Below are 22,921 nucleotides of genomic sequence, written 5' to 3'. Positions count from 1 at the left end.
GCCGTCACCGGTCATGCACCGATCGCACCATCCGGACACCGCGGGAGACGGCAACCGGCCTTCCGTAGACTCGCCCTATGACTTCCACCACTTCACCCACGTCCCAGCCTGCCGACTTCGTCGAAGAGGCGAAGCGACGCCTGCCCGACATGCTCGCCGACATCGAACGGGTCATCTCCCTCGAGACCCCCTCACACGACAAGGCGGCCGTGGCCGCAGGAGCACGGGACTTCGCCGCGCTTCTGGGGGACCGCCTCGGTGCCGAGGCGGAACTGCTCGAGGTCGACGGCACCGCCCACCTGCGCCTGCGCTTCGGCACCGGGCCGGCCCGCGTCGTCCTGCTCAACCACCAGGACACGGTGTGGCCGCACGGCACCCTCGAACGCATCCCGTTCTCCACCGAGGACGGCATCCTCCGCGGTCCCGGCAGCTTCGACATGCTCACCGGGGCGATCATGAGCGTGCACGCGACCGCGATGGTGGCCGACCACCTCGGCGAAGGAGGGCTGAACGGTCTGTCGATCCTCGTCACCGGCGATGAGGAGATCGGATCCGTGACCTCATCGGATCTCATTCGCGCCGAGGCGGCCGAGGCGAAGGCCGTGTTCGTCTTGGAGGCGAGCGCCGGCGGCGCGCTCAAACTCGAGCGCAAGGGCACGAGCAACTACGTGCTGAAGTTCACCGGCAAGGCCTCGCACGCCGGCCTCGAACCGGAGAAGGGCATCAACGCAGGCATGGCCCTGGCCCTGACGCTTCAGTTGGTGGCAGGTCTCGCCGACGCCGAGGCGGGGACGACGGTGGTGCCGACCGTGATCAGCGCGGGGACGACGTCGAACACTGTGCCGGCCGAAGCCCGGGTGGACATCGATGTGCGCGCCCGGACGGCGGCCGAACTCGAACGCGTGGACGCACAGATCCGCGAGCTGGCCGCGAAACCGCAGGTGGAGGGCTCGACGACGGAGGTGCTCGGCGGGATCAACCGGCCTCCGTTCGAACGGGAGCAGTCGGCTGCGCTCTTCAACCGGGCGACGGCCCTTGCGGGCGAGCTCGGACTGCCCGCGCCGCAAGGAGTGTCGGTGGGCGGCGCCTCGGACGGGAACTTCACCGCCGGTGACGGCATCGCCACCCTCGACGGTCTGGGCGCCGTCGGTGATGGGGCGCACGCCGAACACGAACACGCCGTCATCGACGAGATCGCCCCGCGCACCGCACTTCTCGCCGCCCTCATCGCCGATCAGCTGCAGGGCTGAAGCGGAGCGGCGCCGGCGGCTAGTCGACCGGTCCCGCTGTCAGTGCGCTGGGGCCTCCCCTGCACACAGTTGACTGTCGGCAGCAGAGCATCAGTCGACCGGGTAGCCGGCGGCGCGCATCTGATCCGGTGACTTCAGCGTGAACAGCCAGTCGCGCAGGTGCGCATCGGGCCGGATCACCGTCCGTGCGTACAGTCGGTCTTCGCCGACGAGATAGTAGTGGTAGCTGTGCTCGCCGAGGTGGCTCATGAGTTCTCGTGGCTTCGCCCGGTCGGAGAGGACTTCGCACAGAATGTCCGGACGGAAGGTCGAGAGGAATTCCCGCCCGTGGGCGAAGACGTCGTTCTCCCCGCCCTCGACGTCGATCTTCACCGTCACACGCGGCGTCTCGCCCTGTCCCGAACCGTCGTGGAGGCCCTCCCCTGGCTGTGACTGGGTGTCTCGGTCCGGCACTTCGGCCAGCATCTCGGGCAGGAGGGCGTCGAGGGAGGTGAAGCGCACCTCGGCGTCGGAGTCGAAGTGCATGTCCGAGGAGTAGAACGACGGCAGCGCCGATCCCCCGTCCCCGATGGGCACCTTCATCCAGGTGTCGGGACTGCCGACACCGGTCGGGTGGACGGTCACGCGGGTGTTGAAGCCGTTGCGGTCGATGTTCTTCTCCGCGCCGGCGACGACAGCCGGGATGATCTCGAAGACGTGGGCGCGCACATTCTCGTTCGCCGCGAGGACGGCCATGGTGAAGACCCCGGTGTAGGCACCGATGTCAAGGAAGACGTCCGCGTCCGCACTGAGCGCGACCATGAGATCGAGGGCGAACGCGTCTTCGGGTTCGGTGCGTCGGCCCTTGCCCCAGTAGAACTCCTTGGCGATTTCGCAGCGGAAGGGATCGACGAGGACGAAGTCCGCTCCGCCCGATCGTCCGCCGGCTCGTCCGCGCACCTCGGTGAGTTCGATCGGTGCTGGGAGGCGACCGGTCTTCAGTCCTCTGATCCGGGGCGCGATCGTTCGCAGCAGCGGGTGGAGCGCCGGTTGAGCGAGGGCGGTTTTGATCGGCAGCTTGAGGCCGAACCAGGACTGTCTGCGTGCGGTGAGAGTGCGCAGGTGGTCGTTCACGACGGTGGCCCCCTTGCTGACAGGAAGACTTTTGTTCACATTATCAATCCCCGGACCGCCGCTCCAGGGTTTCTTTCCCGGAGGTATTGCAATGAGGCTCCAGAGTCCTTCCCGACCTGAATCGCGATACTCGCCTCCTCATTGCGGACCGCTGGCATAAGGTGGAAGCGAAGACCCATCCGCCCCGTTGCGAAGCAGGAGCCCGGCACATGAAGCTCAAGTCAGTCACCCTCCACCAAGTCTCGATTCCTCTCGTCACCCCGTTCGAGACCTCGTTCATGCGGGAGACGGAGAAGGACTGCTACCTCGTCGAGGCGGTGTTCGACACTCCGAAGGGCGAGATCACCGGGTGGGGCGAATCCGTGGCGATGATCTCCCCGCTCTACTCCTCCGAGTACGTGGCCGCCGGCATCGACGTCACCCGCCGCTGGCTGGCGCCACTCCTCTTCGACGTCGAGGACCTCACCGCGGAGACCGTCGGGTGGCATCTCCGCCATGTCATCGGACACCCGATGGCGAAGTCCGCACTCGAGATGGCCGTCATCGAAGCTCAGCTCAAGCTCAACGACCAGTCGTTCAAGGACTACTTGGGCGGAGTCGTCGATACGGTTCCCTCGGGCGTATCGGTGGGCATCCAGGATTCCGTCGAGAGGACCGTCAAGGTCATCGGCGGCTACCTCGATGAGGGGTACGCCAGGATCAAGCTGAAGATCAAACCCGGCAAGGACATCGCTCCTGTGGCCGCCGTGCGCAAGGCCTTCGGCGACGACTTCGGCTTTCAGGTCGACGCGAACGCCGCCTACACGCTGGTCGATGCTGCTCATCTGCGGCGCCTCGACGAATACGGGCTGCTGCTCATCGAACAGCCCCTCGGCGAAGCCGATATCCGCCAACATGCGGAACTTGCGAAGCTCATGGACACACCGATGTGCCTTGATGAGTCGATCGTCTCCGCCGAGGCGGCCGCTGACGCGATCATGTTGGGAGCCACCTCGGTGATCAACATCAAACCCGGACGTGTCGGCGGGTTCATCGAGGCGAAGAAGATCCACGATCTCGCCGCCGCCCATGGCGTCGCCGTCTGGCACGGCGGAATGGTCGAAACCGGCCTGGGGCGGGCTGCGAATGCGGCGCTGGCATCGCTGCCGGGCTTCACCCTGCCCGGCGATATCTCCGGCTCGAACCGCTTCTTCCACGAGGACATCACCGAGGAGATCGTCATGTACGACGGCAAGGTCGATGTGCCCACGGGCGTCGGCTTCGGCGTCTCCATCGACCCGGCCAAGCTCGAACGCTTCCGCACCGAATCAGTGGAGATCCTGCCCGGACAGTAGGACAAGGTTCGCCGAGGCGGCCCTCCCGTCACCGGCCACCGACCGGCAGGTTGGGCCGCCTTCACTGCAGAATCCCGCCGGCCCGACCTCACTGACCGAGGCCGACGACCCCGATCATCACCGGTACCAGTGCCACGATGAGGATGGCTCCGGCGATGTCGAAGGAGAATCCGGTACGGATCATCTTCGTGATCGGCACGGCTCCGGTGCCGTAGACGATCGCGTTCTGCGGCGTCGAGACCGGGAGCATGAAACCGAACGACGCTGCGAAGGTCGCGGCCATCGCCGGCACGAACGGATCGATGCCCGCCGCCTGGCACAGCGGGATGACGATCGGCACGATCACGGCCGCCGCTGCGGTGTTCGACGTCGTCTCCGAGATGAGGATCGCCAACACAACGGACACTGCGGTGATGGCGAGCAGACTCGTGACGCCCAGGCCGTCAGCGAATCCGGTGCCGATCGTCTCGGCCAGACCGGTGTCGGCCAGCAGGGCTCCGAAGATGATGCCGCAGCCGAAGAGGATGATCGTGCCCCAGTCGATCTTCGCCGCCTGGGTCCAGGTCAGCGTGGGCTCGCGACGCTTCCAGTCGACGGGGAGGATGAAGAGCAGCGAAGCGCCGATGACGGCGACGATCCCTTCGTCGAGGCGGGAGTCGAGGAACTCGTAGATCGCCGAATCGGTGCCTGTGAACAGGGCAGCGAATGCCGGCAGCAGCCACAGCACCACGGTGACTCCGAAAGCGAAGAGGGTGTTCTTCTCCGCACGGGACACGGGACCGAGGTCGGCAAGCTCCTTCTTCACATACTCTTCGACGCCTTCGATCTTCCGGATCTCCGGCTTGTTGAGCAGGAACAGCACGACGGCGAGGATGATGAACATCGCCACGCAGATCGGCAGGGCCACAGCCATCCACTGGCCGAAGGAGATCTTCGTCCCCGTCGCCTCCTCGATGAGTCCGCGTCCGATGAGATTCGGAGGTGAACCGACGGGAGTGAGCAGCCCGCCGACGCTCGCGCCGTAGGCCAGCATGAGCAGCAGTGCCGCACCGACCCGGAGCCGCAGCGGGTCGAAGTCCTTCTTCACGATGCCGCGCTCCTGCATGAGCTCGGCGATCACGGCGAGGATGCCCAACGCCGTGGGCATGAGCATCGCCACAGTCGCCGTGTTCGACACGAAGGCGGAGAGCACACAGGTGATGAGGCCGAAGGCGAGGATCACGCGGTAGACCGACTTCCCGACACCGGGCAGTGCGAGAACGGTCAATGCCAGCCTTTGGGCGATTCCGTGGTGGAGCATCGCTTGGGCGAGGATGAACGCACCAATGAAGGTGAAGATCGTCGAAGAGCCGAAAGGCCCGACCGCATCTGCGGCCGGCACGATCCCGAGGACGACGACTGCGCCGACACCGATGAGACCGCCGATGGGGATCGGCACCGGTTCGGTGATCCAGAGGACGATGACGCCGAGGAGGATCGCCGCCAGCATGTGCTGCTGATAGCTCAGCCCCATCGGGATGAGTGCGAAGACGATCGTCACAAGCGGAGCAAGGATGAAACCCGAAGTCATCCGAGCCCGTTCGAACTTCTCCTCCCGCGGAGAGAGCTTCTGCTCGCTCAGACTTCGGAATGTCTTGCCGCCCAGCAGGGCCTCACGCACATCGGTCATCAGCCCTGACGAACCGTTGCTGCCGTGTTTCTGCGAAGTACTCACCGTCATTGGTCCTTTCATCGCCGTCGTTTCAGCCTGCCGGACGGGGCTCGAATAGTCCAAGGCTATTTTGCGATGCAATCGATAGTCTTGACCTATGGATATTCGTCAGATCCGCCATTTCCTCGCCGTCGTCGACACCGGCAGCTTCACGAAAGCGGCGGAGTCGCTCCTCGTTGCGCAGCCCTCCCTGTCACAGACGATCAAAGGGCTCGAACGGGAGCTCGGTGTGACACTCTTCCATCGGGTCGGACGTCGCATCACGCTCAGCGAAGCGGGCAGGGAACTCGAGGGACCGGCCAGGCTCGTCATCCGCGACCTCGAGACGGCGGAAGCGCACGTGCGAGGCCTGCGCGGACTGCGGTCGGGTCGGATCCAGATCGCGGCGATGCCCACCCCGAGCATCGAGCCGCTGACGTCTCTGCTGTCGACTTTTACGCGTGAACACCCGCAGGTCTCGTTCGATCTCAACGGCACCTTCACCGTCGACGAGACGGTCGAAGCCGTCCGCTACGGTCGCGCCGAGATCGGATTCCTCGGCGGACGCGGACCTCTGCTGGTCAGCGACCTTCAGGTCGTCCCGTTGGCGGACCAGCCCCTCATGCTCGCCACCGGCCCGTCCATGCCCGCTTCATTCGATGCCGAGGAGTTCACCCCGGAATCCCTCGCCGGCACACGACTCATCGTCTCCCACAGGGGCTCACTCATGCGCGCGTACGTCGACGAGCTCATCGGGCGCGGCATCGACATCGACATCGTCGCCGAGGTGACACACCGCAATTCGATCCTCCCCCTCGTCAGGGCCGGCATCGGCCAAGCGGTGCTGCCCGCGTCCTGGCAGAGCTTTGCCGCCGAGGGGCAGGTGCGCCTGGTCCCGATCTCCGGCGCACCGTCTCTGCACGTCTCGGCCATCGCACGCCAAGAAGGTCTGACGCCCGCGGCTGCTCGACTGCTGCAGCTGGCGATCGATCTTCAGCTATAGGCACCACCTATCTGAATCATCACAATCCGATCTTGGACTTATCAACGGATCGAGTGCTCAATGGAGTCAGAGCGATACTCACGAGCGCCGCAGGCGCCACGAGCTCTCCACTCCCTTCGACCAAGGACGAAAGAATCATGACCGAACCACAGACCTTCTCGATCGCCTCCATCCCCGGTGACGGCATCGGCGGCGAGGTCGTCGCCGCCGGACTGCGCGTGCTCGACACCATCGCCAAACAGTCCGAAGGGACGGTCGAGTTCGAGGTCACCGAGTATCCCTGGAGCTCGGAGTACTACCTGAAGAACGGCTGCTACATCCCCGAAGGCGGACTCGAGGAACTCGAGAAGCACGACGCCATCTACTTCGGTGCGGTCGGTTCGGCCGACGTCCCTGATCACACCAGCCTGTGGGGGCTGCGCCTGGCGATCACGCAGCCCTTCGACCAGTGGGCGAACATCCGCCCCGTCACCTTCCTGCCCGGCGTCGAGTCCCCGCTGCGGAAGGCCGACGATACCGAGCTCGACTGGATCGTCGTCAGGGAGAACAGCGAAGGTGAGTACGCAGGGATGGGCGGCCGCAACCTCAGCGGGCGCGGCCCCGGCAACGAGGTGGCGCTGCAGACCAGCCTGCACACGGAGAAGGGATGCGAACGGATCATCCGCTTCGCTTTCGATATCGCGCGCACTCGGGACGTGAAGAAGGTGTCCAGCGTGACGAAGTCGAACGCTCAGCAGTACGGAATGGTGCTGTGGGACGAAGTGTTCGTCCGTGTCGCCCAGGACTACCCCGATGTCGAAACCGAGAGCGTCCTCGTCGACGCGATGAGCGCGAAATTCGTCCTGCACCCGGAGCAGCTGTCCGTTGTCGTCGCATCCAACCTGCACGCGGACATCCTCTCGGATCTCGGCTCGGCGTTGGCCGGCAGCCTCGGCCTCGCAGCGAGCGCGAACCTCAACCCCGAGCGACGCTTCCCCTCGATGTTCGAACCTGTGCACGGCTCCGCTCCGGACATCGCCGGGCAGGGGATCTCGAACCCGATCGGAGCGATCTCGTCGGCCGCACTCATGCTCGACCAGTTCGGACTGACAGCAGAAGCCGACCGCGTACGCCGGGCCATCGAGAATGCCACCGGAGCCGGGATCCTGCCACGAGACCTGGGCGGCGAGTCGAATACCGTCGAGATGACCGAAGCGATCGTCGCTCAGCTCGAAGCCATCAACGCCGAGGGTCTCGCAGCCGTCTGAGCAGCGGCCGACAACGACCTGAATCCCGTCGAGGCGGCCCTCCCCTCACCGGCCACCGACCGATGAAGGGCGCGCCGCTTCAGTCGTGGGTGTGGGTCTCCTCGGCGGCGTCCTTCGCCCGGTCGAACTGGAAGGTCGAGTGTTCGATCGCGATCTTGTGGTGTTCCGTCAGGCACTCCTGCAGAGCCTTGAGGATACGCGGGGCATGCCCGTCATAGAAGCACTCGTCGGCGAGCACCACATGAGCGGTGAGCACCGGCAGATTCGAGTCGATGCGGGTGATGTGGAGGTCGTGGACCTCCTGCACATGCTCGACCGCCTCGAGATGCTCGCGGACCTTGTCCAGATCGAGCTCCTTCGGTGCTTCTTCGAGCAGGATCGACCCGGTCTCGCGCAGGATGGCGAACGCTCTGGGAACGATGAGCGCCGCGATGACTAGAGCAGCCACCGCATCGGCGCGCTCCCAACCGAAGAGCCAGATCGCCAGAGCGGCGAAGATCACGGCCACCGAGCCGAGCGCGTCGGCGATGACCTCGAGGAACGCCGCCTTGAGATTGAGGGAGTCTTCCTTCGATGAGCTGAGGATGACGATGGAGACGAGGTTGCCGACGAGGCCGATGGCACCGAAGAGCAGCAGGCCCGGTCCGGGCACCTCCGGCGGGACGAAGAACCGCCGGATGCCTTCGATCAGGCTGTAGACGCCGAGCCCCAGCAGCAGGGTCGCCTGAGCACCGGCCGCGAGCACTTCCGCCCGACGGAAGCCCCAGGTCTTCTGTCCGCCTGTCGGTTTGCTGACCAAGCTCGCCGCGAAGAGCGCGATGCCGATGCCGATGAGATCGACGGCGTTGTGACCGGTGTCGATGAGCAGCGCCAGGCTGCCCGTGACGACAGAGCCGATGAGTTGGAAGACGAAGATCGTCGCGACGATGCCGAAGACGATCCTCAGCTGGCGCCGCGAACCTGAACCATGCGCATGATCATGAGCCATAGATACCTCCTCGACTCAATATATTAACATATGCACATTTATTTATGCATCTGATCGGCTTCAGCGAAGAATCGGAGCCAGTCGGCACCGTCGCGCTCCATGCAGGAAGCGACCGCCGAGGATGCCCTCGGCGGCCGTTGTCTGCGCGTTGTGGGCGCCTCGGCACCCGAATTTGTCAGCTCTGAGTGTCCTGACCGTCGCTGCCCTAGCTGACGGTGCCCTGACCGTGAGTGTCCTGACCGTCGTCGTCCCGACCGTCGCTGCCCTGGCTGTCGGAGTCCTGATCGTCGCCGGGCTCATCGCCACCGGGCGAGGCTGCGCCCGAGCCGGACCCGTCCTGACCGGTCCCCGCCGCGCCTGCACCGCTGTCGTCGAGGCGGCGCTTCGCCTCGTCGATATAGGCCTGGACATCGAAGCCGGTGGCCTTCTTCACCTCGTCGCCGATCCGGTCGAGATCGACCCCGCTGTCGTCGAGGAAGGCCTTCGGGTCGAAGCCGGAGCGGTTCGATCGCGGGCCGGAAGCCGCGCCGTCTGCCACGACCCCGTCGACGACCTCACCTGACCTCCCATCCGCGGCGGAGGCTCCGTCCGGTCGCCCGCTGTCGGATCCGCCGGAACCACCGGGTCCTCCCGACCCTCCGGGGTCGTCTGACCCAGCACTATTCGAACCGCCCTCGCCGGCCCCCTTCGCCTTGGCCACGAGGTCGGTGAGGTCGACTCCGGTCGTTCCGCGCACGACCTCGAGGACCTGCGAGAGGTTGTTCGACACGGAGTTCGCGAGCTTCGATTCGCCGTCGGTGGACACGATCGAGAGATCTTTGATGTTCGCGTACGGCGCCACCAGCTCTCCGGCGACCGAGGGCAGCACCTCGAGCACCTTCGACAGCACGGCCGCATCGTTGAACTGCTTGTAGGCCTCGGCCTGGGCCCGCAGCGCCTCGGCTTCCGCCTCACCGCGCGCCCTGATCGCATCGGCTTCGGCTTCACCCTCGAGCCGGATCGCCTCGGCGTCCTTCGACCGCCGATGCAGTTCGGCAGCGGCCTCGGCTCGGCCCTGCGCCTCGATCTCATAGGCCCGGGCATCGGCCGCAGCCTGCTGCCGGTAGCGTTCGGCGTCGGCGGGTCGGCGCACTTCGGCGTCGAGCTGTTCGGCACGCAGCTCCGCGGCCTCCTTCGCCACGATCCGGTCCTTCTCGAGCAGCTTCTGCTTCTCGGCTGCCGCCGCCAGCGGGCCCGCATTATCGGCCGTCGCCTGACGCTGATCGGCCTCTTCCTTCAGCGCGGCCCGCCGCAGAGCCAGCTGCTGCTGCTGTTCGGCGATGGCCTGGTCGGTCAGCGCCTGCTGCTTCTGGGTCTCCTCGTTCTGCTGCGCCTGCTCGACGGCCGATGCGCGGCCGGCGTTCGCCTCGGCGATGGCGGCGTTCTTCGCCACCTCGGCGGCCTGCGGACGGCCCCAGTCGCGCAGGTAGCTGCCTTCGTCCTCGACCGCCGAGATCTGGAACGTGTCGATGATGAGGCCCTGATTGTTCATCGAATGCGCGGACTCCTCCTGCACCTGCGCGGCGAAGGAAGCGCGATCCTGGATGATCTGCTCGACGGTGAGCGTGCCGACCACGGCGCGCAGGGTACCCGAGAGGATCTCCTTCGAGTAGTGGTCGATCTGATCCTGCTGGTCGAGGAAGCGCTGCGCGGCCTTGCGCACATCATCCTCGGTGCCGCCGACCTTGACCTGGGCGACTCCGCGCAGACGCAGGGCGATGCCGTTGATGGAGATGCCGTCGATCTCGACGGAGATCTGCCGCGAGGACAGCGACAGGATGAACGCCTTCTGCACGATCGGATAGACGACCGAGCGACCGCCGATGACGATGCGACCGGTGCCGGACGACCCCGAAGCGTTCCGGCCGGTGATGATGAGCGCCTCGGACGGTGAGGCGATCTTGTAGGACCTGAGGATCACGAGCAGGGCAATGAGAATGATGACGACGAGGATGCCGATTCCTCCGACGCCGAAGAGCAGGTCCATCGGTGGGCCTTTCATCGCGGTTGGGCGGCCGTTGTCCGGCCCGTCCCATTCATCCTATGCGAGCCCACGGACACAGGACAGGGAGGATGTCCGCCGAGGCGGCTCTTCACGCCCGCCGTCCGTCCGGATCCGCACCTGCCGCCCCTCGCCGAGGCGGTCGGTCAGAGCCGTCCGCGCTGCGGGCTCGCGGTGTCGATCAGTCGATCATCTGCCCCAGTCGCCGGGAGGGCCCGCCAGCAGCAGCCCGGAGAAGACGAGAACGACGAAGATGATCCCGAGGCTGACTGCCAGCCACGGCGACCGGATGCACCAGGAGGTGAGCTTCTCGAACCAGGTCTGCGGGGTGCGGCCGTTGCGGCCCAGTCCCCAGTCGCCTTCGAGGGACCCGGTCTTCTCCACCGAGCGTTCGAAGGGAATCGTGGCATAGGGGATGATCGCCGACCCGAGGCCCGTGGCGATACGACGCTTGCTCCACTGCTGCGAGGTGCCGACCCCGATGACGGCGATGACGAAGCAGATGAAGACGAAGCCGTGGATGCCTCCGCCGATCCGCACCCCCACCTCGGTGGTGTGGGTGACGTATTTGAGGAACATGCCGATCAGCAGCAGAGTCCAGGTCACGGTCTCGGCGATGGCGAAGAAGGTGAAGAAGCGTTTGGGAGTCACGGAAGACCATTGTGCCCGGACAAGGTGAACGACCCCTGAGGAGCGCCGCCAGGTGAGTCGCTCGATCTCAGATCTGGGTCAGTGCCGACTCAGCTGCGCCATCCGAGCTGCGCCGCCGGATCACTCCGCAGCCATCGCCATCTTCGCAGACGATAACGACCCGATACGGGCCGGTGACCGTTACCAGTCACCGACCACGCATCGGGCCGTCCGTGCCGATCAGGGCACGTCGTCTCGGCTGTCGCTCAGCTGCGGCGGCGACGCGAACCCAGCGTCATCGCCAGACCGAGCGCGATGAGCGCTCCGGCCGAGAGAATCAGCGGCAGGGCTTCGTTACCGGTCCGCGGCAGGTCTCCTCCACCGCCGCCGTTGCCGCCGTCACCGGCTCCCGGCCCGTCACCTTCGGCGACGACCTCGAAGGATCCGGTCAGCGGGTCTCCGCCTTCGCAGTCGACGGCGACGTCGTAGGTGCCGATGTAGCTGTCGACCATTGACGCGTCGAGTCCGCGGACTCCGAATCGGGCAGTGCCGTCGGCTCCGACCTCGGCGGTCTGCTCGAACGTCTCGATCTTCCCGTTGTTCGGGGTCACCGTCATCGTCGCCGTGGTGTCGGCGGCGCAGCCGGTGGCCGCGACCTGGACGCCCTTCTCACTGACGAAGTCCGGCGCTTCGATCGTCTTCGGATCGATGCTCAGTGTTCGTTCATCAGGGGCCTCGGTCGGTGTCTCCGTGGGCGGATCGGTGGGGTCCGTGGGCGGAGTCGTCGGATCGGTCGGCGGATCCGTCGGCGCGTCGGCCAGCTCATAGGCCAGCGTGTGGACGGCGAAGCCGATGGCGGGGGCGAAGATGTCGATGGACTCCTTGCTCACGTTCTCGATCGTGTCCGTGGGCTGGTGGTAGTTCGTGTCGTGCTTCTCGCCGACGGTGCCGCCGAACATCTCAGCCTCTTCAGCCGTCTTCGTGCCGTCTGCTCCGGAGAACAGGCCGCTGGCCGGGATGCCGTTGTCGATGAACGCCTGGTAGTCCGAACGTCCGGAGAAGTCGGTGCCGACGTTGGGCTGGTCGATGTCGGCGAAGTAGTCGGTGAAGATCTTCTCGAGTTCGGCCGAACCTTCGGGGACGTTGACGCCGTCGGGGATCGGCACATCGGAGCCGTCGGAGTCGAGCGTGCCGACGATGTAGTTGTCGGAGCCGATCATGTCGAAGTTCATGTAGGACTTGATCTTGCCCAGCTCGGCATCGTCAAGGCTCGCGACGTACTCCGTCGAACCGACGAGTCCGACTTCTTCCGCGCCCCACCAGCCGAAGCGGATGGCGTTGTCGACTTCGGTCGGCTGCTCGGCAAGCGCTTCGGCCGAAGCGAGGAGCGCCGCGGTCCCCGAACCGTTGTCGTTGACGCCGGGGCCTTCTTCGACCCCATCGAGGTGTGCGCCGAACATCTGGACGTTGTCATGGTCGCCGGCCTTGGTCTCAGCGATGACGTTCCAGGTCGTCTCGGTGACGAACTCGGTCTCGAGCGTGAAGTCGGCGGTCAGGGCCGCGGCTTCGGCCGCCGCATCGTCGGCGGCGGCTTCCTCGGTCTCGTCGGCACCCTGCCCGAGGCCCGCCTCGGCATCAGTCTGGCTGCCGGCTTCTGCGCCGGCCTCGGCACCTGCGGCTTCGACCTTCTCGAGGAGGTCGGTGCCGACGTTGTAGGTGACCGTCACCGTCGGGGCACTGCCTTCCATCCGCTCACCCAGGGTGGCGTTGAGCTCCTCGTCCGGGTTGTCCTTGTCGTTGTTGTAGATGATGACCGCTGCGGCACCGGCTTCGGTGGCGGCCTTGGTCTTCTCACCGAAGGCGCATTCGCCGCGGGACACGAGCACAAGCGCACCTTCGGCGCTGGAGTCGAAGTCACCGGCCTGACAGCCGAGCTGACCGCCGGCCAGGTCGCTGTTGTCGTCATCGACCGGCAGCACCACCGGCAGATCGGTCAGCGGCTCCGTGGTTCCCTCTGTGTATGAGGCGGTCGCAACCTCGACCGCTTCCCCGTCGACCTTGACGTCGACGGTGCCGAAGTCCTGGCTCTCGACGTCGAAGGCCTGACGTTTCACATCGAAGGCTCCGGTCGCCTCGAGGGTCGACTCGACGTATTCCACCGCTTCTTCGTAGCCCGGGGTGCCCAGCGCACGGTGACCTTCATCCGCGTGCGAGGTGGAGATGTCGGAGATCTTCTGCAGATGCTCCATCACGGCATCGCCGTTGACTCCCATATCGGTGTGTTCGGTCGGTCCCGCGGTGCCCGCTGCCAGTGCCGGGCTCACCCCGCCGAGGACCAGTCCGGCTGTGGCGGTGACTGCCAGCCAGCTCTTCGTGCTCAACTTCATGGAGTTCCTTTCGCTCCTTTGTCTGTGTCCAGAGGAATCGCACATGACGGCGCACCGGAAATGACCGCCACGGCATGACTGTTCGTCCATGCCTGTGTCGGCCCATCGACGGCTGCACTTGCGGGGAAGCTCGATTCTGACGCTTCGCCATGACTCGTCATTGGTAACGAATCACATGCTTCTATAACGAAACGGTGACACAACTCACATTGGTCATTAATCTAACGCACACCAGCCGACTTTTATATTACGAATTGATAACGACCAGTCACTGGTCGGTTTCATACACGCGGACGGCCTGCGGTCCACATGCGGATTCTCTGCGGTCAGTGCGTCCGCGCCGACGGTCGCTCCCGCGGCACCCCGGCCGCACCGGAATCGCGCCCATACGCGCCAGACCGAACAGCGCCACACCGAGCGTCACCGGCCGAGCAGCGCCGGCGCAGCGTCACCGCCACTCGGCCGAACCCCGCCCGGCCGCTCACCGCCCACCCAGTGCCGAGATCAGACCGCACGACTAGACTCGGACCAGTGACGACCGATGACTCCGCGGGAGCGACTCCGCCCGCCTCCCCCGACAGACGAACCATTCGCCGCTGGCAGCGCTACCTCGCCAACGAACGGCTCGAGGAACGGGTGTACCGCAACCTCGCCGAACGCCGCAGCGGCGAGGACCGTGAGATCCTGCTCAGCCTCGCCGCCGCGGAATCCCGGCACCAGGAGCATTGGATCACGCTGCTCGGCGAGCATGCCGAGAAGCGTCGTTCCGCCGATCTCCTCACCCGCTGCCTGGCCTTCCTCGGCGGCCTGTTCGGCTCCGTGTTCGTCCTCGCTCTTGCTCAGCAGTCGGAGACGAGCTCGCCGTACGACGAAGACGAAGCCGCCTCGGCCGAGATGGCCGCCGACGAACGCATCCACGCCGAGGTGGTCCGCGCTCTGGCCGCCCGTTCCCGCGCCCGCCTGTCGGGGAACTTCCGGGCCGCCGTCTTCGGCGCCAACGACGGCCTGGTCTCGAACCTCGCGCTCGTCCTCGGCGTCGGCGCGGCGGGAGTCTCGAACACCGTCATCCTGCTCACCGGCGTCTCTGGGCTGCTCGCCGGCGCCTTGTCGATGGGAGCCGGCGAGTACATCTCGGTGCGCTCCCAGCGCGAACTCCTCGACGCCTCCACCCCGGACCCCGAGTCCCGGCACGCCCTGGCCGACCTCAACATCGACGCCAACGAGCTCGCTCTCGTCTTCCGCGCCCGCGGCATGGAGGCCCGCGAAGCCGAGGCCCGCGCCAACCGCACGATCGCTGCGGCGAAGAACAGGCAGGCGCCGCGCCTGCCGAACCTCGACTCCGAGGTTGACCGTGACGAACTGGGCACCGGCATCGGCGCTGCCCTCTCAAGCTTCTGCTTCTTCTCCTCCGGCGCGCTTATCCCGATCCTGCCGTATATCTTCGGCATGTCCGGGCTGCCCGCCGTGTTCCTCTCCGCCGGACTCGTCGGCATCGCGCTGCTGTTCACCGGCGGCATCGTCGGCCTGCTCTCGGGCAAATCACCCGGCCCCCGCGCCCTGCGCCAACTCGGCATCGGCTTCGGCGCCGCCGCCGTGACCTACATCCTCGGCCTGCTCTTCGGAGGTACCGCATGACCGACCCGCTCATCCTCGTCGACCCCACCACGGCTGAGTTCGAGCTCACCGATCTCGGTGCCGCTCAGCTGCCCGTCACGGATCTCTCCGCTCATCGCGGAGACGGCATCTTCGAAACCGTGCTGGTCAGCGTGGGGGCGCACGGTGCCACCGTGGTGTCACGGGAACGGCACTTCACCCGCTTCCGCGCATCCGCCTCGGCGCTGGATCTGCCCGATCCGGACCAAGGACTGTGGGATCGGGTCATCGATTCCCTCATCGCCGAGGTGGCCGCCGCCGGTCCCCACAACATCGAGTTCGGGATCCGCTATGCCCTCTCGCGCGGGGAGCAGGACGCGAACGGTCGGTTCCGGGGCCGCGGATGGGCCTTCCCCGTGCCCGTGGACGACCATATCCTCACCGCCCGGGAGCAGGGTGTCACCGCCGTCAGCCTCGACCGCGGATTCGACGCCTATATCGGCAGCAAGGCCCCGTGGCTGCTCATCGGCGCGAAGACGCTGTCCTATGCGGTCAATCAGGCGGCCGGCCGCTATGCCGCGGCGAACGACGCCGACGAGGCGCTGTTCGTCTCCCACGACGGAATCGTGCTGGAAGGCCCGACCGCAAACCTCATCATCCGCCGAGGCAACCGCCTCCTCACACCGAATCCGGAGGCTGGTCTGCTGTCGGGAACGACGCAGCGCCTGATCTTCGATCATGCGGAGGGCCTGGGGCTGCGCGCCGAATACGCCGACCTCGGACTCGACGACGTCAAGGACGCGGACGGGGCCTGGTTCGTCTCGTCGATGCGCACGGCCGCCGCTCTGCGTGAACTCGACGGCAACGCGATCGCTGTAGATCAGAATCTCACAGACCGATTCCAGGCGATCATCCGCGGCCGCTGACACCCCGGTGAGTCTGTGGGGATGACCTTCCCTCGGCCGTCCGGTCTCTGGGTGCTGTCGGGATGCGCTGTCGGGGATGCGTGCTGTCGGGGATGCGCTGCCCCGAGCTCTTCAAGCTCGGGGCAGAGCGTCGGCGGGTTTCGCCGAGGGGAGAGTGAAGGCGAGAACGAGCCCGAGGATGCAGGCGGCGCAGCTGATCAGCCACACGGGCCAGAAGACGCCGGAGAGTCCCGGCAGCAGCGCAAGCAGGAATCCGAGGGCGCCACAGACGAACAGTCCGGTGACGACGCGCGTCTTCCACTTCCTCAGCATCGTGTGCCTTTCTCTTCACGTTTCGGTTCAGACCTTCCCTTTGCCCGACCGAAGCGTGCTCTCACGCTATCCCCGCCGATCTGCCCGGCACATCCCCCAAAAGTATGAAATGAGGGAACTTTCTCGACCTCGTTCGATCGGGGGTGGCCGCGGGCGCATCGTCCTGCGTTAGTGTTGTCTTCGACGGAATACGTTCCTGCGGCTCCCTCGAGCTCAGGGATCCGAAGTTCAAAGGAAAGGACACGAGCATGGGAAAGCTCGCTTGGCAGATCATCGGCGTGGGAGCGCCCATCGCAGCCGCGTTCGTCGCTCGCAAGACCCTGACCTTCGCGTGGGAGAAGTCGACGAAGCGCCCGGCGCCGTCGAACCCTGTCGATGACGAGATCTCGATGTCCGAGGCTCTGGCCTGGACGATCGTCTCCGGCGTCGGCGTGGCCGTGGCTCAGCTCGTCGTTCAGCGCATCGCCGCGAACACCGTGCGCAACAACTTCGGCGATGAGGCCCTGCCGAAGAAGTTCCGCAAGCAGATCGAAGAGACCACCGACTGATCCTTCGCTGACCTCCACCAGCGAAACGGCCCGCGAAGCACATGCTTCGCGGGCCGTCTGCTTCCCCGACGGACTCTGCCGGTTGAGCCAGGCCCGTCAGCAAACGTGGGTCAGAAATTCATACGCCCTGATCGAGATCACTGCGTATGAACTTTGAGGCCGCTCATACACACCTACGCCCGACGCAGCGGAGCCCGGTGGTCAGCCTGTGACGCGGTCGAGGATCTCGGCGAGGACCGATGCCTCGATCTGCCCCGGGGCCGAGGCCCGACCGATCTGCGCGAATGTGGCGCAGCTGCCGAAGTCGGCGCCCATGATCCGGCTCGTCCGGCCCAAGAGTCCCATCGCGATCCCGAGCACGGGAACCGGCAGCGAGGCATCCGCCGCGGCCGTCGCCTCCAGGAGACGCAGAACATCGGCCGGCGTCTGCGGCATCATCGCCACCTTGGCCACATCCGCGCCGGACTCGCTCATCGCAGCGAACGTCTTCAGCAGGCGTTCGGCAGAGTCCGTGGACTCGAAATCGTGGTGTGACGCGACAACGGGCACGCCCGCTTCCCGCGCCGAGGCGATGAGGGAGCCCGACTCGGCTCGGTCGATCTCAACGTCGACGGCGACGGGAACGCCTGAGTCCACGGTGCCGAGATCGCCCGACGCCGCGGGGTCGGCGGTGCCGGCTGAGGAACCAGACTTCGCCTCGACATCAGCGACCCCGGCGATCAGCGCCCGCACCACCTCGGCGTAGTCGTCCTCCGTGATCGCCACCTGCCCGCCTTCGAAACCGGTGCGCACGGTCAGGAGAATCGGCAGCCCCGCTGCCAGTGCATGCGGAAGCAGACGAAGGGCTGCCTCGGCGAGGCCGTGCACACCACTGTGCGCCCCACCCTGCGCCCCACCTTGTGCGGAACCGGAAGCGGCGGCGAGCAGCAGATCGATGCGCCATTCGACGGCGTCGACGATCCCGGCGGAGGCGGCTGCAGCGCATTCGGCGGAGAGGTCCTCGGCGTCGAGCGCCTGCGTGGGCACGATGATGGCCGGTCGGCCGGGATTGCGCACGGCGGGCGATCCTGCGTCAGGATTGAGGAACGGCAATGATTTCATCTCTCAAGCGTAGGCGGTGATCCGACGCGCGCAGGCAGGAGGACACGGGTGGGAACGATGCAGATGGACAGGATCAGCGCACGCGATGGCTTCCCCCTCGAAGCCCAGGTCAGCGGGCCGGAGGACGCCCCAGCGCTGCTCCTGCTGCAGGGACAGTCGAATTCGCACGAGTGGTGGGACGATCTGCGCGGGGACTTCGAAGCGGACTTCCGCACGATCACGTTCGACTATCGCGGCACGGGCGGCAGCCGGGGCAAGCTCGGCGAACCGTCGACGGCGAGCTTCGCCGACGACGCCGCGGACGTGCTCGACCGCTTCGGTGTGGATCGGGCCGCGGTGTACGGCACCTCCATGGGCGGGCGCATCGCGCAGATGCTGGCGCTCAACCACCCGGATCGAGTGAGCGCACTCATCCTCGGGTGCACCTCCCCCGGCGGTCCGCACGCGGTCAAGCGTCCCCGCGAGGTCGGCCAGGCATTGGCGCGGCTGCGCGGAGATGAGCACACTCAGTACCTCTTCGACCTCTTCTACACCCCCGAATGGACGGTGTCGGCGGAGTACAGCAAGATGCTCGGCGACGACACGATGACGGCCGCCGAGTCATCCGCTCATCTGCGTATCAGCGCCAATCATGACGCGTGGGAGCGGCTGCCGGAGATCGCCTCTCCGACGCTGATCATGCACGGCGACGCCGACAGGATGAACCCGGTCGGAAATGCCCGCATCCTCCACGAACGCATCCCCGGTTATCAGCTGCGCATTCTGCCGGAGGGCCGCCACGGATTCTTCGAAGAGTTCGCCGAGGTGGTCACTCCGGCCGTGATCCGCTTCCTCACGGAATCGCTGCGGACGCCCTGAAGACAAGGCCGCCTACTGCATCAAAACCTCATATCCGGTAACAAATCCATAAACGGCACATCTACATGCTCCAATCGATGATTATAACAATCAAGTAACGCACGAGCAGTTATTTCCCCAGGTCAGAGCGCCAGTCAAGGCTGGCACGCCGGATACGTGCAATAAAATCTCTGCCGAGAACCCTGATCAAAACTACAATGGTGGATCAGATATCCGTGTGCGGTGAGGCGCGTGCGCAATTGAGCTATTCGGATCTGATCTGCGAGCACCGAACCGTGCAAACGGGGGTGAAGCCTCTCGTTCTTGCGGACTGCCAAGAATGCAAGGAGGAAGCACGTGAGCGTTGTCAAAGCGTCACACGTCTACAAAGTTTTCGGAAAGCGCGAAGACGAAGTCGTCAAACGACTCGAATCCGGCGCCGACCGCGATGATCTGACCAAACTCGGAACGGCCGCCGTCATCGACGCGAGTTTCGACGTCGAGGCCGGCGAGATCTTCGTCGTCATGGGCCTGTCGGGCTCGGGCAAGTCGACCCTGATCCGCACGCTCAACGGGCTCTGGGCACCCACTGCCGGGTCCGTCGAGGTGCTGGGCACCGATATCGCAAAGGTCGACGCCGCGACACTGCGCAAGGTCCGCAGCGAACACATCTCGATGGTGTTCCAGCACTTCGCGCTGCTGCCGCACCGCACTGTCCGGGACAACGCCGCCTATGCGCTCGAGATCCGTGGAGTCGCGAAGGCGGAGCGGGACGCGACAGCCGACCGCTGGCTCAAGGCCGTCGGCCTCGATGGCTGGGGCGACAAATTCCCCGAACAGCTCTCCGGGGGCATGCAGCAGCGCGTCGGCCTGGCCCGCGCGCTTGCGGCCGAGACCGACATCCTCCTCATGGACGAGGCCTTCTCCGCCCTCGACCCGCTGATCCGCCGCGAAATGCAGGAACAGCTCGTCGAACTGCAGCGGGAGCTGAAGAAGACGATCATCTTCATCACCCACGACCTCAATGAGGCGATGTTCCTCGGTGACCGGATTGCGGTGATGCGCAATGGACGCATCGTCCAGGTCGGCACCCCGGAGGACATCCTCACCGACCCTGCCAACGACTATGTCGCGCAGTTCGTCCACGACGTCGATCGAGCACGGGTCCTCACCGCGAACAACGTCATGGAGAAGGCACGTCAGACCGTGACCAATCAGAACGGCCCCCGCGTCGCGCTGCGCACCATGCGTGAGAACAACGCCTCGGGCGTGTATGTCACGGACAAGGACCGGAAGTTCCTCGGACTCGTCAGCGACCGCGCCTGCGTCGAGCACATCCGGACAGGCGCCACGACTCTCGACGAGATCATCAAGCCGGTCGCCCACCCTGCGTCTCCGGACGACTTGCTCATCGACCTCTTCCTCCCGACCGCGGAGATGCCTCTGCCAGTGCCCGTCACCGATGCGGACGGCGAACTCGTCGGTGTCGTGCCGCGGGCAACCCTGCTCGCCGCGCTCGGCAACCAAAACGGCAACGACGAGCAGGCGACGGACGCCTCAGTCGAAGACTGGCCGGAGCCGGTCGACACCGGGATCATCGACCAGGTACTGGCCGAAGGTGATGATGCCGTCGCACCGCAGGCAGCCGGCGAAAGGGGTGAGCGCTGATGGAGAACATCAGAATTCCGATCGGAGCCTGGGTCGACACAGTATTCGACTGGCTCAAAGAGAACGTCGCGTGGTTCTTCGACGCCGTCACCTGGCTGTTCAACCTCCTCATCGACGTCCTCACCGACGTGCTCGTCGACCTCCATCCGCTCGTCATCATCATCCTGTTGGCGCTCATCGGCTGGGTCTTCCGCTCGTGGCAGATGGCCGTGGGCACCCTCATCACCCTGTTCTTCATCATGACGATGGACCAATGGGTGGCCGCGATGCAGACCCTGGCGCTGATCATCATCGCCGCTGTCATCGCCGTCATCGTCGCCATTCCGGTCGGCATTCTGGCCGCACGCAGCGACAAAGCCTCAGCGGTCATCAAACCGATCCTCGACTTCATGCAGACGATGCCGGCATTCGTCTACCTCATCCCTGCTGTCACCTTCTTCGGCATCGGCGTCGTCCCCGGCCTCGTGGCGACGGTGATCTTCGCTCTGCCTCCGGGCGTGCGGTTCACCGAGCTCGGCATCCGCGGCGTCGATTCGGAGACGGTCGAAGCCGGACAGTCCTTCGGTGCGACTCCCGGCCAGATCCTCCGCGGAGTCCAGCTGCCCTTGGCCACGCCCACGATCATGGCCGGCATCAACCAGGTCATCATGCTCGCACTGGCCATGGCCGTCATTGCCGGCATGGTCGGCGCCGACGGACTCGGCAAGAACGTCGTCGAAGCGATCGCCACCCAGAACCTGCCGCTCGGTGTCGAAGCCGGACTCGGCGTGGTGATCATCGCGGTCTACCTCGATCGCGTCACCGCAGCCCTGGGCAATGCGAAGGACTACCCGCGCTCGCTCGTGGCAGGGCTGCGCCGTCGCCGCACGAAGAACAAGGCGACTGCCGCGGCAGCCTGAATCGATGGACCACACAGTCTGAAATGTCGAACACTAGAGAAAAGGAACACATAATGAAGAGAAGATTTCTCACCCCGTTCGTCGCTGCAGTCGCAGCCCTCGGCCTCGCTCTGACCGGTTGCTCGCAGGAAGCGTCGAGCGACGATGGCAGCGGCGGCGACAAGGGCGACATCAAGCTCGGCTATGTCACCGGCTGGACCGACGGCCAGAGCATCTCGCTCCTGCTCGAGGATCAGCTGGGCAAGATGGGCTACAACGTCGAGACTGAGACCTTCAACGACGCCGCCGTCCTGTACGCCGGTGTCGCCAACGGCGATATCGACATGTATCCGTCCTCATGGCCCGAGGTCACGCACAAGCAGTACATCGATGAATACGGTGACGATCTCGAAGACGTCGGCGCCTACTACGACAACGCCGTCCTCACGATCGCCGTCCCGAAGTACATGGACGACGTCAACTCGATCGAGGACCTCAAAGGCAAGGGCGAGGACTTCGGCGGCGAGATCATCGGAATCGAGCCCGGTGCCGGTCTGACGAAGGCCACTAAGGCGATGATTCCCGAATACGGTCTCGACGACGAGTACGAACTCGTCACCTCGTCGACGGCTGCCATGCTCACCGAGCTCGGCAACGCGACCGATGCGGAGAAGGACATCGTCGTTACCCTGTGGCGTCCGTTCTGGGCGAACAACGAGTACCCGGTCAAGGACCTGGAGGATCCGAAGGGCGCGATGGGCGATCCCGAGAAGCTCCACTTCACCGCGACCAAGGGCTTCAGCGATGAGTTCTCCGACGCTGCTGACTACATCGGCAACATTAAGCTCGATGACAAGCAGTACGGAGACCTCGAGGACCTGGTCGTCAACAAGTACGAGGATGATGGCGAAAAGGCCATCACCGAGTGGCTGAAGGCCAACCCTGACGCCTACGAAGGTGAGCTGCCTGACGAGGAGTGATCCTGTTGCCGCGGCAGCAGCTGCCCTGAGGTCGACGTCCTCTGCTCAGCTGCTGACTTCCCCGCCGCGCGGCGCGCAGTCATGAATATGCAGTGCCCTCCCGACTCGACAGAGTCGGGAGGGCACTGCTGTATGAGTAGACTCGATGAGGCAGCGCCGTTGGCACCGCGTTCGGTGCGCGGAACTCGAACGGAGGGCATCTCATGGCGATCCATTCGGCATCCGTCGACACCTTCGTCGGTCCCCTGACAGTCTCCAGCGATGGCCGGTCGATCGTCCGGCTCGAATGGCGCACATCCGCCGAGGCGGCCGTGTCCGCCGAAACGATCCCCGCCGAGGCAGCCAGACAGTCGGACCCGATCCTCGTCGAGGCGGTCGCCGACGTTTCGCTCCCC

General features: G+C 65.5%; 19 protein-coding genes and 1 pseudogene. 12 read left to right on the top strand and 8 right to left on the bottom strand.

Going from position 1 to position 22,921, the window contains the following annotated elements:
• Nucleotides 1–77: 77 nt before the first annotated feature.
• On the top strand, nucleotides 78–1,250 hold the full coding sequence (locus tag AD89_RS0102875; RefSeq protein WP_197021704.1) for a M20 family metallopeptidase: 1,173 nt from the start codon (nucleotides 78–80) through the stop codon (nucleotides 1,248–1,250).
• Nucleotides 1,251–1,340: 90 nt separating this feature from the next.
• Here AD89_RS0102875 and AD89_RS0102870 read toward each other — a convergent pair whose 3' ends face one another.
• On the bottom strand, nucleotides 1,341–2,402 hold the full coding sequence (locus tag AD89_RS0102870; RefSeq protein ID WP_231488384.1) for an FkbM family methyltransferase: 1,062 nt from the start codon (nucleotides 2,400–2,402) through the stop codon (nucleotides 1,341–1,343).
• 170 nt (nucleotides 2,403–2,572) lie between these two features.
• Between AD89_RS0102870 and menC the strand changes: the two genes are divergently transcribed.
• Nucleotides 2,573–3,697 carry an o-succinylbenzoate synthase gene (gene menC / locus AD89_RS0102860; RefSeq protein WP_025777096.1) on the top strand — a complete coding sequence of 375 codons (1,125 nt, stop codon included), beginning with the start codon at nucleotides 2,573–2,575 and terminating at the stop codon, nucleotides 3,695–3,697.
• Between the two features lie 88 nt (nucleotides 3,698–3,785).
• Here the strand turns inward: menC and AD89_RS0102855 are convergent, their stop codons facing one another.
• Complete coding sequence (locus tag AD89_RS0102855) at nucleotides 3,786–5,417, bottom strand: DASS family sodium-coupled anion symporter (RefSeq protein WP_025777095.1); 1,632 nt, start codon at nucleotides 5,415–5,417, stop codon at nucleotides 3,786–3,788.
• 88 nt (nucleotides 5,418–5,505) lie between these two features.
• On the opposite strand from AD89_RS0102855, the gene AD89_RS0102850 reads away from it, so the two are divergent.
• Nucleotides 5,506–6,390 carry a LysR family transcriptional regulator gene (locus AD89_RS0102850; RefSeq protein WP_025777094.1) on the top strand — a complete coding sequence of 295 codons (885 nt, stop codon included), beginning with the start codon at nucleotides 5,506–5,508 and terminating at the stop codon, nucleotides 6,388–6,390.
• A 137-nt stretch (nucleotides 6,391–6,527) separates the two neighbouring features.
• Nucleotides 6,528–7,637 carry a tartrate dehydrogenase gene (locus AD89_RS0102845; protein WP_025777093.1) on the top strand — a complete coding sequence of 370 codons (1,110 nt, stop codon included), beginning with the start codon at nucleotides 6,528–6,530 and terminating at the stop codon, nucleotides 7,635–7,637.
• A gap of 79 nt (nucleotides 7,638–7,716) precedes the next feature.
• On the opposite strand, the gene AD89_RS0102840 is transcribed toward AD89_RS0102845, so the two are convergent.
• The 4 genes from AD89_RS0102840 to AD89_RS0102825 all read right to left on the bottom strand — a co-directional run bounded on the left by AD89_RS0102840 (nucleotide 7,717) and on the right by AD89_RS0102825 (nucleotide 13,683).
• The gene (locus tag AD89_RS0102840) at nucleotides 7,717–8,625 is read right to left on the bottom strand and encodes a cation diffusion facilitator family transporter (protein WP_025777092.1); all 909 of its coding nucleotides are present in this window, start codon (nucleotides 8,623–8,625) and stop codon (nucleotides 7,717–7,719) included.
• A gap of 205 nt (nucleotides 8,626–8,830) precedes the next feature.
• Nucleotides 8,831–10,651: a flotillin family protein gene (locus AD89_RS18005; protein WP_025777091.1), complete on the bottom strand. Its 1,821-nt coding sequence runs from the start codon at nucleotides 10,649–10,651 to the stop codon at nucleotides 8,831–8,833.
• Nucleotides 10,652–10,855: 204 nt separating this feature from the next.
• On the bottom strand, nucleotides 10,856–11,317 hold the full coding sequence (locus tag AD89_RS0102830; protein WP_025777090.1) for a DUF3817 domain-containing protein: 462 nt from the start codon (nucleotides 11,315–11,317) through the stop codon (nucleotides 10,856–10,858).
• Nucleotides 11,318–11,562: 245 nt separating this feature from the next.
• Nucleotides 11,563–13,683 (bottom strand): M28 family peptidase, encoded by a 2,121-nt coding sequence (locus AD89_RS0102825; protein WP_025777089.1) that lies wholly within the window; start codon nucleotides 13,681–13,683, stop codon nucleotides 11,563–11,565.
• Between the two features lie 531 nt (nucleotides 13,684–14,214).
• On the opposite strand from AD89_RS0102825, the gene AD89_RS0102820 reads away from it, so the two are divergent.
• Together AD89_RS0102820 and AD89_RS0102815 are read left to right on the top strand one after the other, a co-directional pair.
• The gene (locus AD89_RS0102820; protein WP_025777088.1) at nucleotides 14,215–15,318 is read left to right on the top strand and encodes a VIT1/CCC1 transporter family protein; all 1,104 of its coding nucleotides are present in this window, start codon (nucleotides 14,215–14,217) and stop codon (nucleotides 15,316–15,318) included.
• The gene (locus tag AD89_RS0102815) at nucleotides 15,315–16,202 is read left to right on the top strand and encodes an aminotransferase class IV (protein WP_025777087.1); all 888 of its coding nucleotides are present in this window, start codon (nucleotides 15,315–15,317) and stop codon (nucleotides 16,200–16,202) included. Before AD89_RS0102820 ends, AD89_RS0102815 begins: the two co-directional genes overlap by 4 nt.
• Nucleotides 16,203–16,313: 111 nt before the next feature.
• On the opposite strand, the gene AD89_RS0102810 is transcribed toward AD89_RS0102815, so the two are convergent.
• Nucleotides 16,314–16,514, bottom strand: a complete 201-nt coding sequence (locus AD89_RS0102810) for a hypothetical protein (RefSeq protein WP_025777086.1) — start codon at nucleotides 16,512–16,514, stop codon at nucleotides 16,314–16,316.
• Between the two features lie 248 nt (nucleotides 16,515–16,762).
• Between AD89_RS0102810 and AD89_RS0102805 the strand changes: the two genes are divergently transcribed.
• Entirely contained in the window at nucleotides 16,763–17,062 is a 300-nt protein-coding gene (locus AD89_RS0102805) for a DUF4235 domain-containing protein (RefSeq protein ID WP_025777085.1), read from the top strand.
• A gap of 201 nt (nucleotides 17,063–17,263) precedes the next feature.
• On the opposite strand, the gene AD89_RS0102800 is transcribed toward AD89_RS0102805, so the two are convergent.
• Nucleotides 17,264–18,163, bottom strand: coding sequence for a type I 3-dehydroquinate dehydratase (locus AD89_RS0102800; protein ID WP_025777084.1), 900 nt, complete (start codon nucleotides 18,161–18,163; stop codon nucleotides 17,264–17,266).
• Nucleotides 18,164–18,220: 57 nt separating this feature from the next.
• Between AD89_RS0102800 and AD89_RS0102795 the strand changes: the two genes are divergently transcribed.
• From AD89_RS0102795 to AD89_RS18000, 5 genes and pseudogenes are all read left to right on the top strand, one after another.
• Nucleotides 18,221–19,021: an alpha/beta fold hydrolase gene (locus tag AD89_RS0102795; RefSeq protein ID WP_197021708.1), complete on the top strand. Its 801-nt coding sequence runs from the start codon at nucleotides 18,221–18,223 to the stop codon at nucleotides 19,019–19,021.
• Nucleotides 19,022–19,357: 336 nt separating this feature from the next.
• Nucleotides 19,358–20,668: a quaternary amine ABC transporter ATP-binding protein gene (locus AD89_RS0102790; RefSeq protein ID WP_025777082.1), complete on the top strand. Its 1,311-nt coding sequence runs from the start codon at nucleotides 19,358–19,360 to the stop codon at nucleotides 20,666–20,668.
• Nucleotides 20,668–21,567, top strand: coding sequence for an ABC transporter permease (locus AD89_RS0102785; RefSeq protein WP_025777081.1), 900 nt, complete (start codon nucleotides 20,668–20,670; stop codon nucleotides 21,565–21,567). Before AD89_RS0102790 ends, AD89_RS0102785 begins: the two co-directional genes overlap by 1 nt.
• A gap of 53 nt (nucleotides 21,568–21,620) precedes the next feature.
• Nucleotides 21,621–22,526, top strand: coding sequence for a glycine betaine ABC transporter substrate-binding protein (locus AD89_RS0102780; RefSeq protein ID WP_025777080.1), 906 nt, complete (start codon nucleotides 21,621–21,623; stop codon nucleotides 22,524–22,526).
• Nucleotides 22,527–22,729: 203 nt separating this feature from the next.
• Nucleotides 22,730–22,921: pseudogene (locus AD89_RS18000) on the top strand (hypothetical protein); the annotation flags it as partial.

The sequence above is a fragment of the Brevibacterium sp. VCM10 genome (assembly GCF_000583215.1).
GTDB classification, from domain to species: Bacteria; Actinomycetota; Actinomycetes; order Actinomycetales; family Brevibacteriaceae; genus Brevibacterium; species Brevibacterium linens.
This window is presented reverse-complemented; position numbering and strand designations above follow the sequence as displayed.